The 13,097-nt window shown below is 66.6% G+C and carries 9 protein-coding genes; 5 read left to right on the plus strand and 4 right to left on the minus strand.

Going from position 1 to position 13,097, the window contains the following annotated elements:
* Positions 1-3: 3 nt before the first annotated feature.
* Entirely contained in the window at positions 4-495 is a 492-nt protein-coding gene (locus VPH43_RS12625) for a TRAP transporter small permease (protein ID WP_328578057.1), read from the plus strand.
* Between the two features lie 3 nt (positions 496-498).
* Complete coding sequence (locus VPH43_RS12630) at positions 499-1,812, plus strand: TRAP transporter large permease (protein WP_328578058.1); 1,314 nt, start codon at positions 499-501, stop codon at positions 1,810-1,812.
* Here the strand turns inward: VPH43_RS12630 and lpdA are convergent, their stop codons facing one another.
* The 4 genes from lpdA to aceE all read right to left on the minus strand — a co-directional run bounded on the left by lpdA (position 1,813) and on the right by aceE (position 8,678).
* A complete protein-coding gene (lpdA, locus tag VPH43_RS12635) occupies positions 1,813-3,591 on the minus strand; it encodes a dihydrolipoyl dehydrogenase (protein ID WP_328578059.1) in 1,779 nt (592 codons plus the stop codon).
* A 10-nt stretch (positions 3,592-3,601) separates the two neighbouring features.
* Positions 3,602-4,174: an MFS transporter gene (locus tag VPH43_RS12640; protein WP_328578060.1), complete on the minus strand. Its 573-nt coding sequence runs from the start codon at positions 4,172-4,174 to the stop codon at positions 3,602-3,604.
* Between the two features lie 43 nt (positions 4,175-4,217).
* Positions 4,218-5,891: a dihydrolipoyllysine-residue acetyltransferase gene (gene aceF / locus VPH43_RS12645; RefSeq protein ID WP_328578061.1), complete on the minus strand. Its 1,674-nt coding sequence runs from the start codon at positions 5,889-5,891 to the stop codon at positions 4,218-4,220.
* Between the two features lie 69 nt (positions 5,892-5,960).
* Positions 5,961-8,678: a pyruvate dehydrogenase (acetyl-transferring), homodimeric type gene (gene aceE / locus VPH43_RS12650; protein ID WP_328578062.1), complete on the minus strand. Its 2,718-nt coding sequence runs from the start codon at positions 8,676-8,678 to the stop codon at positions 5,961-5,963.
* Positions 8,679-8,900: 222 nt separating this feature from the next.
* Between aceE and VPH43_RS12655 the strand changes: the two genes are divergently transcribed.
* From VPH43_RS12655 to folD, 3 genes are all read left to right on the plus strand, one after another.
* Positions 8,901-11,456 (plus strand): PAS domain S-box protein, encoded by a 2,556-nt coding sequence (locus tag VPH43_RS12655; RefSeq protein WP_328578063.1) that lies wholly within the window; start codon positions 8,901-8,903, stop codon positions 11,454-11,456.
* Between the two features lie 9 nt (positions 11,457-11,465).
* On the plus strand, positions 11,466-12,089 hold the full coding sequence (locus VPH43_RS12660; RefSeq protein WP_328578064.1) for a response regulator transcription factor: 624 nt from the start codon (positions 11,466-11,468) through the stop codon (positions 12,087-12,089).
* A 63-nt stretch (positions 12,090-12,152) separates the two neighbouring features.
* Positions 12,153-12,998: a bifunctional methylenetetrahydrofolate dehydrogenase/methenyltetrahydrofolate cyclohydrolase FolD gene (gene folD, locus VPH43_RS12665; RefSeq protein WP_328578065.1), complete on the plus strand. Its 846-nt coding sequence runs from the start codon at positions 12,153-12,155 to the stop codon at positions 12,996-12,998.
* Positions 12,999-13,097 lie beyond the last annotated feature (99 nt).

Here is a 13,097-nt window from a genome sequence, read left to right on the forward strand (position 1 = left end):
CCCATGCGAAGCGCGCTGCTGGGGCTGGACCGCAGGCTGACCGCATTGGCCTGGGGCACCGCCTGTGCCTTGCTCGCCATCATCAGCGGCCTGGGCCTGTGGCAGGTGGTGGCGCGCTTCGTGCTGTCGCAGCCGTCCACCTGGACCGAGGAGGCGATGCGCCGCCTGCTCATCTGGATGGTGATGCTGGGCACGGTGGTGGCATTCCGCCGCGGCGCGCTGGTGTCGGTGGACCTGATGCTGCGCAGCACGCGTGGCGCGTTGCGCCGCGCGGTGCAGGGCTTCATCACGCTCAGCTCGCTGGCCTTCCTGGGCGTGCTGCTCTGGTTCGGCGTCGACCTGGTGGTGCGGGTGCGCTTCCAGACCTTTGCCAGCATGGAGCTGTCCATGGGCTGGGCGTATGCCGCGCTGCCGGTGGGCGCGGCGCTGTCCATCGTCAGCGTGCTGGCCCACCACCTGGACCCGATCAACGAAGAACTCGAAGTCGCCCAGTAGCCCATGCCACTCACCCTGCTGATCTCGATGCTGCTGGCGTTCGCCTTCAGTGTCTCCATTGCGGTGGCCATCGGCGGGTCGGCCATGCTGGGCATCGCCTTGTTCGACCCCGACAAGCTGGTGCTAGCGCCCAAGGAGATGTTCACCGCGATCGACCGGTTTCCGCTGGCCGCCATACCGTTTTTCATCCTGGCGGGCAACCTGATGGAAACCGGCGGCATCTCGCGCCGGCTGGTGGAGTTTGCAAAGTCCATCGTGGGCGGGGTGCAGGGCGGCCTGCCGATGACCTGCGTGCTCACCTGCATGATCTTCGCCGCGGTGTCCGGCTCATCGGTGGCCACCACCTTCGCCATCGGCTCCATCCTGATCCCGGCGCTGGTGAAGCACGGCTATCCGAAGAACTACGCCGCCGCACTGCAAGCCACCGCGGCGGAGCTGGGCGTGATCATCCCGCCCTCGATCCCGATGATCCTGTTCGGCGTGTCGGCCGAGGTGTCCATCGGCGAGCTGTTCATCGCCGGTTTCGGGCCTGGCCTGCTGATCGGCGGCGTGCTGATGGTGTTTGTGCACCTGTGGTGCCGCCGCAAGGGCTGGGGCCTGCACGATGGCGACGGCCGCCTGTCCGTGCACCGCGCCGCCCTGAGTGCCGGCTGGGCGCTGCTGATGCCGGTGATCATCCTCGGCGGCATCTACGGCGGGGTGTTCACGCCCACCGAGGCCTCGGTGATCGCGGTGTTCTACGCCTTGGTGGTGGGCCTGTTCATCCACCGCGAGCTGCGCTTCGCGGACCTGATGGCGGTGCTGCGCAAGTCGGTGATCTCCAGCGCGGTGATCATGTTCATCATCGCCAACGCCGGGCTCTTCGCCTTCCTGATCACGCGGGCCGGCGTGCCGGACACCATCGGCGCCTGGCTGGCCGAGGTGCTCAAGTCGCCAGGGTGGTTTCTGTTCGGCGTGAACGCGGCGCTGTTCGTGATCGGGATGTTCATCGAGACCAGCGCGGCCATCATCGTGCTGGCACCCATCCTGGTGCCGGTGGCACGTCACTTCGGCGTGGACCCGGTGCACTTCGGCACCGTGATGGTGGTGAACCTGGCGCTGGGCATGATCACGCCGCCCTTCGGCGTGAACCTCTTTGCCGCCTGCACCGTGGCCCGCATCTCGCTCGACCAGATCGTGCGCCAGCTGCTGCCCTTCGTGCTGGTGATCCTGGGCTGCCTGATGCTGATCACCTACGTGCCGGAGATCAGCCTGTGGCTGCGCGACCTGGTGTTCGCCGCGCCGGCTGCGGTGGCGCCGGCGATCGGGCCACAATGATCAGCGCTTCTGCGCCGGCACGTCGGTGCAGGTGCCGTGCGCAATCTCGGCCGCCATGCCGATCGATTCGCCCAGGGTCGGGTGCGGATGGATGGTCTTGCCGATGTCCACCTCATCGGCGCCCATCTCGATGGCCAGCGCGATCTCTCCGATCATGTCGCCGGCATGCGTGCCCACGATGCCGCCGCCCAGGATGCGGTGGCTCTCCGCATCGAACAGCAGCTTGGTGAAGCCCTCGTCGCGGTTGTTGGCGATGGCGCGGCCCGAGGCCGTCCAAGGGAAGTGGCCCTTCTTGACCTTGATGCCCTTGGCCTTGGCTTCGTCTTCGGTGAGGCCCACCCAGGCCACCTCGGGGTCGGTGTAAGCCACGCTGGGGATCACACGGGCATCGAAGGCGGCTTTCTCTCCGGCCGCGACTTCCGCCGCCACATGCGCCTCGTGCACCGCCTTGTGCGCCAGCATTGGCTGGCCCACGATGTCGCCGATCGCGAAGATGTGCGGCACGTTGGTGCGCATCTGGATGTCGACCGGGATGAAGCCGCGCTCATTGACGATCACACCGGCCTTGTCCGCACCGATCTTCTTGCCGTTGGGCGTGCGGCCCACCGCCTGCAGCACCAGGTCGTACAGCTGCGGCTCCTTGGGCGCGCCCTCGCCCTGGAACTTGACGCGGATGCCCTCGGCCGTGGCTTCGGCGCCCACGGTCTTGGTCTTGAGCATGATGTTGTCGAAGCGCGGCGTGTTCATCTTCTGCCACACCCGCACCAGGTCACGGTCGGCGCCTTGCATCAGGCCGTCCAGCATCTCCACCACGTCCAGGCGCGCGCCCAGCGTGGAGTACACCGTGCCCATCTCCAGGCCGATGATGCCGCCGCCCACGATGAGCATGCGCTTGGGCACCTGCTTGAGCAGCAGCGCGCCGGTGGAATCGACGATGCGGTCGTCCTGCGGCAGGAAGGGCAGGCGCACCGCCTGCGAGCCGGCCGCGATGATGCAGTGCTTGAACTTGATGGTCTGCGACTTGCCGGTTTTTTCCTGCGCCGAGCCGCTGGTTTCTTCCACCGTCAGGTGATGCGGGTCGGCAAAGCTGCCATGGCCACGCACGACCGTGACCTTGCGCATCTTGGCCATCGCGTTCAGACCGCCGGTGAGCTTGCCCACCACCTTGTCCTTGTGGGCACGCAGCTTGGCGAGGTCCAGCTGCGGCGCGCCGAAGCTCACGCCGAGGTCCGCGAAGTGCGCCACCTCGTCCATGACCGCGGCCACGTGCAGCAGGGCCTTCGACGGGATGCAGCCCACGTTGAGGCACACGCCGCCCAGGGTGGCGTAGCGCTCGACGAGCACCACCTTCATGCCCAGGTCGGCGGCGCGGAAGGCGGCCGAATAGCCGCCGGGGCCGGCGCCCAGCACCAGCATGTCGCACTCGATGTCAGCACCGCCGGCATAGGACGAGGCCTGTGGTGCGGGCGCCGCCGCGGCAGCGGGGGCCGCGGCTGGGGCACTGGGCGCAGCGGCGGCTGCCGGAGAAGCAGCCGGTGCGCCCTCGCCCTCCAGCGTCAGGATCAACGAGCCTTCGCTGATGCGGTCACCCACCTTGAGCTTCAGCTCCTTCACCACGCCCGCGGCCGAGGACGGGATCTCCATCGAGGCCTTGTCGGATTCCACCGTGATCAGGCTCTGCTCGGGCTTGACCGTGTCACCCGGCTTGACCAGCACCTCGATCACCGCCACGTCCTTGAAGTCGCCGATGTCCGGGACCTTCACATCCACCAATGCCATGGTTGCCCTCTTACTCTTTCATTTTCAAGGTGTGCGACTTCACCGGCCCGGCGGAGTTCTTGTCGAACTCGCAGCCTGAGCGCACGCCCAGCTCGGCGATCTCTTTTGCAGTCTTCAGCTTGTCCCAGCTGGCGAACATGGCGCCCAGCGCAAAGCTGCGGCCCGAGCCCACCGCCCAGAAGCGGTCGAACTCGAACACCTCGCGGTACGAATACACGCCATAGATGCCGCTCGCGTTGGCGATCAGGATCGTGAACTGGCTGCTCTCGTACGGGTCCGCGTCCTCCTCCTTGGTGTTGAGGAAGAACTGGTCCTTCAGGCGCGGGTGCAGCTTGAGAAAGGTTTCGAACACCTCCTCGCGCGAGTTCAGGCGCAGCTCCTCCGTCGGCAACGAGCCCAGCGCCTTGCGCAGCACCGGAAAGTGCGCGGTGGTGCCGGACATGCCGATGAAGGAGTTGCCGGCCTTGAACAGCTTCTCGTTGTTTTCGTAGCCATGCGACAGGCGCGTGTCCCCGAAAGTCACGAGCGTGTCGGCCGCTATGGCGACCTGGTCGCCTTTTTTCACGACGGTGACGGTGGTCATGCGGGCATCGTCTCCTTGTTGTTGTGCACCCGGTGGTGCTGCCTCAGAGCATCACGCGGCGGAGGTCCGCCAGCACCTGGGCCAGGTAGGTGTTGAAGCGCGCCGCGGAGGCGCCGTCGATCACGCGGTGGTCCCAGCTCAAGGACAAGGGCAGGATGAGGCGGGGCTGGAAGGCCTTGCCGTCCCACACCGGCTTGGTGGCGCTCTTGCACACACCCAGGATGGCCACTTCGGGTGCGTTGATGATGGGCGTGAAGTAGGTGCCGCCGATGCCGCCCAGCGAGCTGATGGAGAAACAGCCACCGGTCATGTCAGCCGGGCCCAGCTTGCCATCGCGCGCCTTGGCGGCCAGCTCGTTCATTTCCTTGGCGATCTGGACGATGCCTTTCTTGTCGGCATCGCGGATCACCGGCACCACCAGGCCATTGGGCGTGTCCGCCGCAAAGCCGATGTGGAAGTACTGCTTGAGCACCAGGGTGTCGCCGTCCAGGCTGGCGTTGAACTCTGGGAATTTCTTCAGCGCCGCCACGCAGGCCTTGATCAGGAAGGCGAGCATCGTCACCTTCACGCCGCTCTTTTCGTACTCCTTGTTGAGCGTGACGCGGAAGGCTTCCAGCTCGGTGATGTCCGCGTCCTCATGGTTGGTGACGTGGGGAATCATCACCCAGTTGCGGTGCAGGTTGGCGCCGCTGATCTTCTTGATGCGCGAGAGGTCCTTGCGCTCCACCGGGCCGAACTTGGTGAAGTCCACCTGCGGCCAGGGCAGCAGGCCGGGCATGGCACCGCCTGCGGCCGCAGCCGGTGCCTTGGCACCAGCGGCCTGGGTCTTCACGTCGCCACTCATCACGCCCTTGACGAAGGACTGCACGTCCTCCTGCGTGATGCGGCCCTTGGGGCCGGAGCCCTTCACTTCCTGCAGCGGCACGCCGAGTTCGCGCGCAAAGCGGCGCACCGAGGGCGAGGCATGCGGCAACTGGCCGGTGGGGGCGCCGGGCTGGTGCGGCGGCTGGGCCGTCGCAGGCGCAGTGGCAGCAGGTGCCGGTGCCGCTGGTGCCAGTGCCGCCGGTGCAGGTGCCGACGCAGCAGCGGCCGCGGGAGCAGCGGCTGCCTGGGCCGCGGGCGCAGGCGCGGCGCCCGTTGCGCCTTCCACCACCGCGATGAGCGAGCCCTTCTTGACCTTGTCGCCCACCTTGACCTTGAGCTCCTTCACCGTGCCGGCATGGCTGGACGGGATTTCCATCGAGGCCTTGTCCGATTCCACGGTGATCAGGCTCTGTTCGGCCTTGACCACATCACCCGGCTTGACCAGCACCTCGATCACCGCCACTTCGTCGAAGTCGCCGATGTCGGGCACGGTGATGTCCACGGGGCCGCTGGAAGCGGCGGCCGCCGGCGCAGCGGGTGCAGCGGCCGGGGCGGCCAGCGGTGCCGGCGCCGCAGCGGAGGCCGGAGGTGCAGCAGGCGCAGCAGCGCCCTCACCTTCACCCTCCACCATCAGCAGCAAGGTGCCTTCGCTGACCTTGTCGCCCAGCTTGACCTTCAGCTCCTTCACCACGCCGGCATGCGTGGAGGGGATCTCCATCGAGGCCTTGTCCGACTCCACGGTCACCAGGCTTTGTTCCACCTTGATCGTGTCGCCGGGCTTGACCAGCACCTCGATCACTTCCACGTCCTTGAAATCCCCGATGTCGGGCACCTTCACTTCGATGAGCGCCATGTCTTCCTCTTGTTGTGGCGGCCCGGGGCTGCTTGCCCCGGCCGACGCGTCACTGGATGGTGCCTGGCTTCAGGCGTAGAGCGGATTGATCTTGTCGGCCTTGATGCCGTACTTCTGGATCGCCTCGGCCACCTTCTCGGCCGGCAGCTTGCCTTCGTCGGCCAGTGCCTTGAGCGCGGCCACCACGATGTAGTGGCGGTTCACCTCGAAGTGTTCACGCAGCTTGTAGCGGAAGTCGCTGCGGCCGAAACCGTCGGTGCCGAGCACCTTGTACTGCCGGCCCTTCGGGATGAAGGCGCGGATCTGCTCGGCGTAGTTTTTCATGTAGTCCGTCGAGGCAACCACCGGGCCTGCATGCGGCTCCAGCTGCTGCGTCACGAAGGGCACACGCGGCGCGGCCGTGGGGTGCAGCAGGTTCCAGCGTTCGGCGTCCTGGCCGTCGCGGGTGAGCTCATTGAAGCTCGGGCAGCTCCACACGTTGGCCGACACACCCCATTCGGTTTCCAGCAGCTGCTTGGCGGCCTGCGATTCGCGCAGGATGGTGCCGCTGCCCAGCAGGTTCACCAGCGGCGTGTTCTTGCCCTTGAGCTTGGCGCCTTCTTCAAGGAGATACATGCCCTTGATGATCTGCTGCTCGGTGCCGGCCTTCAGCCCGGGCATCGGGTAGTTCTCGTTCAGCAGCGTGATGTAGTAGTACACGTTCTCCTGCTTCTCGACCATGCGCTTCAGGCCGTGCTGCATGATCACCGCCACCTCGTGCGCAAAGGTCGGGTCATAGCTCACGCAGTTGGGGATGGTGCCGGCGAGGATGTGGCTGTGGCCGTCTTCGTGCTGCAGGCCTTCGCCGTTCAGCGTGGTGCGGCCGGAGGTGCCGCCCAGCAGGAAGCCGCGCGCCTGCATGTCGCCCGCCGCCCAGGCCAGGTCGCCGATGCGCTGGAAGCCGAACATCGAGTAGTACACGTAGAACGGGATCATGATGCGGTTGTTCGTCGAGTACGACGTCGCCGCGGCGATCCAGCTGCTCATGCCGCCCGCTTCGTTGATGCCCTCCTGCAGGATCTGGCCGGCCTTGTCCTCGCGGTAGTACATCACCTGGTCCTTGTCGACCGGTGTGTAGATCTGGCCCGCGGGGTTGTAGATGCCGATCTGGCGGAACAGGCCCTCCATGCCGAAGGTGCGCGCCTCGTCCACCAGGATGGGCACCGCACGCGGGCCTAGCTCCTTGTCACGCAGCAGCTGCGTGAGGAAGCGCACGTAAGCCTGGGTGGTGCTGATCTCGCGGCCTTCGGCGGTGGGCTCCAGCACGGCCTTGAACACGTCGAGCTCGGGCACCTTCAGCTGCTCATCGGCCTTGACGCGCCGATGTGGCAGGTAGCCACCGAGTGCCTTGCGGCGCTCATGCAGGTACTTCATCTCCGGCGTGTCTTCGCTCGGCTTGAAGAACGGGATGTCGCCCAGCTTGTCGTCGGGGATCGGGATGCCGAAACGATCGCGCATGCCACGGATGTCGTCGTCGGTGAGCTTCTTGGCCTGGTGCGCGGTGTTCTTGCCTTCGGCGGCCTTGCCCATGCCGAAGCCCTTCACCGTCTTGATCAGCAGCACGGTGGGCTGGCCCTTGTGCGCGTTGGCGCGGTGGAAGGCGGCGTACACCTTCTGCGGATCATGGCCGCCGCGCTGCAGGCGCCAGATGTCGTCGTCGCTCATCTTGGCCACCATCTCCAGCGCCTTGGGGTGGCGGCCGAAGAAGTTCTTGCGCACGAAGGCGCCGTCATTGGCCTTGCAGGCCTGGTAGTCGCCGTCGACCATCTCCATCATGATCTTGCGCAGGATGCCTTCCTTGTCGCGCGCCAGCAGCGGATCCCAGTAGCTGCCCCACAGCAGCTTGATCACGTTCCAGCCGGCACCGCGGAACTCGCCCTCGAGCTCCTGCACGATCTTGCCGTTGCCGCGCACCGGGCCGTCCAGGCGCTGCAGGTTGCAGTTGACGACGAAGATCAGGTTGTCCAGCTTCTCGCGCGCAGCCAGGCCGATGGCGCCCAGCGATTCCGGTTCATCCATCTCGCCGTCGCCGCAGAAGACCCAGACCTTGCGGTTCTCGGTGTTGGCGATGCCGCGGGCATGCAGGTACTTCAGGAACCGCGCCTGGTAGATCGCCATCAAGGGCCCCAAGCCCATGGACACGGTGGGGAACTGCCAGAACTCCGGCATCAGCTTCGGGTGCGGGTAGCTCGACAGGCCCTTGCCATCGACCTCCTGGCGGAAGTTGAGCAGCTGCTCCTCGCTGATGCGGCCTTCCATGTAGGCGCGGGCATAGACGCCCGGCGCCGAGTGGCCCTGGATGTACAGCAGGTCACCGCCGTGGTCCGGCGTTTCGGCATGCCAGAAATGGTTGAAGCCGGTGCCGAACATCGTGGCCAGGGACGCAAAGCTGGAGATGTGGCCGCCCAGGTCGCCGCCATCGGGCGGGTTCAGCCGGTTGGCCTTCACCACCATCGCCATCGCGTTCCAGCGCATGTAGGCGCGCAGGCGCTCTTCCAGTTCGATGTTGCCGGGGGAGCGCTCCTCCTGGTCCGGCGGGATGGTGTTCACGTAGCCGGTGTTGGCCGAGAACGGCATGTCGATGCCGGCCTGGCGCGCCTCGTCGATCAGCTGTTCCAGCAGGAAGTGCGCACGTTCGGGCCCTTCGGTCTGGATGACGGCGACCAGCGCCTCCAGCCATTCCCGGGTTTCCTGCGAATCGGGGTCGTTGGCGGCGGCGCCCAGAAAGGACTGCGGCAGTGCTGACATGCGCTTTGTCTCCTGTAAGTGATGGCTCTAGGGCCGGCGGCGCGACCCGCTTCAAACGGTTCTAGAGAGGTCTGTCCACGAAATGCGCGGCAGTGTCTCACAAGGTTCTGCAATTTTCAAATGGCGCGAACGTTTTCCGCAATGTGAAATTGATAGCGACCAACGACCGTTTTGTGGCATCCGCGCCAAGGCGCCGTGGGACGGCCCTGGATAATCCGGCCCATGCAGTCTGCCCCGCCCGCGATCCCCCCTGCGCCGACCTCTTTTTCGCGCAACCAGCGCCTGTTCGGCCTGTGGTGGCGGCGCCAGTCGCCCGCGCGGCAGGACCGCTTCATGACCATCGCGCCGCTGATCTCGGTGCTGTTGTTCCTCGCGGCGATCATCACGGCCTTCTGGTACCTGCGGAATGAAGAGATCGAGCGCGAAACCGAGTCGGTCAAGCGCGACACCGAGATCGCCCAGCAACAAATTCGCCTGCGGCTGATCGAGAACCAGGAACAGCTGCTGCGCATGGCCCGCGAGGTCGTGGCGCGCGAGACCGACGCGAAGGGGTTTGCCACCCAGGCGGCCAGCTTCGCGCGCGAGCGCCCGGAGGTGACGCACCTCACCTGGATCAGCGCGCAACGCACGGTGAAGGCCAGCTATTCGGCGCTGATGTTCCACCCGGAGACGGAAATCAAGGGCGCCGATCCGTCGCTGCCGGTGGAAGGCCGGCGCGGCGAGCCGGAGCGTGCCTTCGGTGCGGCGCGAGAACTGCGCCAGCCGGTGTATTCACGCACCTTCAACGACGGCCCAGGCACCCCGGTGTTCCAGGTCTACGTGCCGCTGCTGGACCGCAACGGTTTCGCCGGCGCCTTGGTGGCGGAATATTCGGTGGAGGCGCTGCTGCGCCACTTCGTGCCGGGCGAGGTGTCGCGCCGGCACTCGATCACCGTGCTCAACGAGCAGAGCCAGATCCTCGCCAGCACGGTGATGTTCGTGCCGGGCCAAGACCCGCGCCGCGCGGCCATCGTGCACGAGGTGCCGTTGGCGCCGGCCAACAATGGCCTGCTGCTGCGTGGCCAGGGCTGGCGCACCTCCGTCGGCCTGATCAGCAACACCTTGTTCTGGATGGTGGTGGCGCTGTCCGGCCTGACCGTGTGGATGCTGCTGGGCACCTGGCGCCACATGCGCCGGCGCGCGCAGATCCAGAGCGCGCTGGTGTCGGAAACCAACTTCCGGCGCGCGATGGAGAACTCCATGCTCACCGCGATGCGCGCCACCGACCTGCATGGCCGCATCACCTACGTGAACCCGGCGTTCTGCGCGATGACCGGTTTCTCGGAGGCGGAGCTCATCGGCCGCCTGCCGCCCTTCCCGCACTGGCCGCCCGACCGGGTGGAAGAGAACACGCGTTTGTTCCAGCAGGAATTGCAGGGGCGCAGCCCGGCCGGCGGCATCGAGGTGAAGGTGATGCGCAAGGACGGCACCCTGTTCGACGCGCGCATGTACGTGTCGCCGCTGATCGACGCCCGCGGCCACCAGACCGGCTGGATGACCTCGATGACGAACATCACCGAGGCCAAGCGCATCCGCGACCAGTTGTCGGCCTCGCACGAGCGTTTCACCACCGTGCTGGAAGGCCTGGATGCGGCCGTGTCGGTGCTGTCGGTGCAACAGAGCGAATTGCTGTTCGCCAACCGCTCCTACCGGCTGTGGTTCGGCGTGGACGCACGCGGCCACGCGCTGCTGGCCGGCGGCAACACCGGGCTGCCCCTGCTGCCGGAGACCGAAGCCGACGACGAGGTCGACAACCTCGGCGGCCTGCCCACCCAGGAGCTCACCGAAGCCGGCTCCGACCCGCGCGAGGTGTTCGTCGAATCGCTGCAGAAGTGGTTCGACGTGCGCTCGCGCTACCTGCAGTGGACCGACGGCCGCCTGGCCCAGATGCTGATCGCCACCGACATCACCGCGCGCCGCCGCGGCGAGGAGCTGGCGGCGCAGCAGGCCGAAAAGGCGCAGGTCACCAGCCGCCTCGTCACCATGGGCGAGATGGCCTCCTCGGTGGCGCATGAGCTGAACCAGCCGCTCACCGCCATCAATAACTACTGCAACGGCATGGTGTCGCGCCTGCAGGCCGACGCGATCAGCAAGGACGATCTCATCACCGCGCTGCAGAAGACCGGCCGCCAGGCTGAGCGCGCCGGGCAGATCATCCACCGCATCCGCGCCTTCGTGAAACGCAGCGAGCCTCAGCGCCAGCCGAGCAACGCGCACGAGATCGTGGAGGACGCGGTGGAGCTGGCCGGCATCGAGCTGCGCCGGCGCAACGTGGCCATCCACAGCTACGTGGCGCAACGCCTGCCCACGCTGCTGTGCGACCCGATCCTGATCGAGCAGGTGGTGCTCAACCTGCTGAAAAACGCGGCCGAGGCGATCGACAACGCGCAGCTGCCGCCGGCACGCCGCCACATCGAGCTGCGCGTGGTGCCCAAGCACACGCCGGAAGAAGGCGGTGTCATCGAGTTCAGCGTCACCGACATGGGCCCGGGCATGAAGCAGGAGGTGAGCGAGCGCCTGTACGAAGCCTTCTTCTCCACCAAGGTGGAGGGCCTGGGCATCGGGCTGAGTTTGTGCCGCTCCATCGTGGAGTCGCACCGCGGCCGGATCCGGGCGCAGAACCTCTACAATGGCACCGCCGTGGTGGGGTGCCGTTTTTCGTTCACCCTCCCCGTCGAGATCACACCGCGCACCGACGCCCCCGCGGCTGCCGCTGCAACGACGACGAACCACTCCTGAAGTCACTGCATGAGCTTGATTCCGAAGAAGGGCACCGTGTACGTCGTCGACGACGACGAAGCCGTCCGCGATTCGCTGCAATGGCTGCTCGAGGGCAAGGACTACCGGGTCAAGTGCTTCGACTCCGCCGAGTCCTTCCTGTCCCGCTTCGACCCACGTGAAGTGGCCTGCCTGATCGCCGACATCCGCATGGACGGCATGAGCGGGCTGGAGCTGCAGGACCGGCTGATGGAACGCCGCAGTCCGCTGCCCATCGTCTTCATCACCGGCCACGGCGACGTGCCCATGGCGGTGAGCACCATGAAAAAGGGCGCGATGGATTTCATCGAGAAGCCCTTCAAGGAAGACGAGTTGCTCAGCCTGGTGGAGCGCATGCTGGAATCGGCCCGCGCCGCCTTCAGCCAGCACCAGGAAGCCGCCAGCCGCGACGCGCTGCTGAGCCGCCTGACCACGCGCGAGGCGCAGGTGCTGGAGCGCATCGTCGCCGGCCGCCTGAACAAGCAGATCGCCGACGACCTGGGCATCAGCATCAAGACGGTGGAGGCGCACCGCGCCAACATCATGGAGAAGCTCAATGCCAACACGGTGGCCGATCTCCTGAAGATTGCACTGGGAGCCCAGCACCGCGGCTGAACCCGCGCCCGCCCGTTTTTGAAGGCCGCCGATCGCGCGGCCTTCTGCATTCTGGAGAACGACATGACAGCACAACTCATCGACGGCGTGGCGCTGTCCAGGCAGATTCGCGCCGAAGTGGCGCAACGCGCCGCCGCCCTCACCGCGCGTGGCCGCAAGCCGGGGCTGGCGGTCATCCTGGTGGGCGACGACCCGGCCAGCGCCGTGTACGTGCGCAACAAGGTCAAGGCCTGCGAAGAGCACGGCCTGCATTCGGTGCTGGAAAAGTACGACGCCTCGTTGCCGGAGGCCGAGCTGCTGGCGCGCATCGCCGCGCTCAACAACGACCCCGGCATCCACGGCATCCTGGTGCAGATGCCGCTGCCCAAACACATCAACCCGCAGAAGGTGATCGAGGCGATCTCGACCCACAAGGACGTGGACGGTTATTCGGTGCTCTCGGCCGGCGAAACCATGACCGGCCTGCCGGGCTTCCGCCCCTGCACGCCCTACGGCTGCATGAAGCTGATCGAAAGCACCGGCGTGCCGATCAAGGGCAAGCATGCCGTGGTGATCGGCCGCAGCAACACGGTGGGCAAGCCGATGGCGCTGCTGCTGCTGCAGGCCAACGCCACCGTCACCGTCTGCCACAGCGCCACGGCGGACATCGGCCGATTCACCCGCGAGGCCGACATCGTGGTGGTGGCCGTGGGCCGGCGCAACGTGCTCACCGCTGACATGGTCAAGCCGGGCGCGGTGGTGGTGGACGTGGGCATGAACCGCAACGACGAAGGCAAGCTCTGTGGCGACGTCGACTTCGCGGGCGTGAAGGAAGTCGCAGGCTGGATCACCCCGGTGCCCGGCGGGGTGGGCCCCATGACGATCACAATGCTGCTGGTCAACACCGTCGAAGCCGCGGAACGCATGTGATCTGACCACCCCCGAGCGCCTGCGGCGCTCCCCCTCAAGGGGGCGCCACTGGCGGCCCGGCGAAGCCGGTTCCGCGGTGGCCGCTGGGCTTGAAGAACG

The organism is Ideonella sp. BN130291 (assembly GCF_036231905.1).
GTDB lineage: Bacteria > Pseudomonadota > Gammaproteobacteria > Burkholderiales > Burkholderiaceae_C > CAMLIZ01.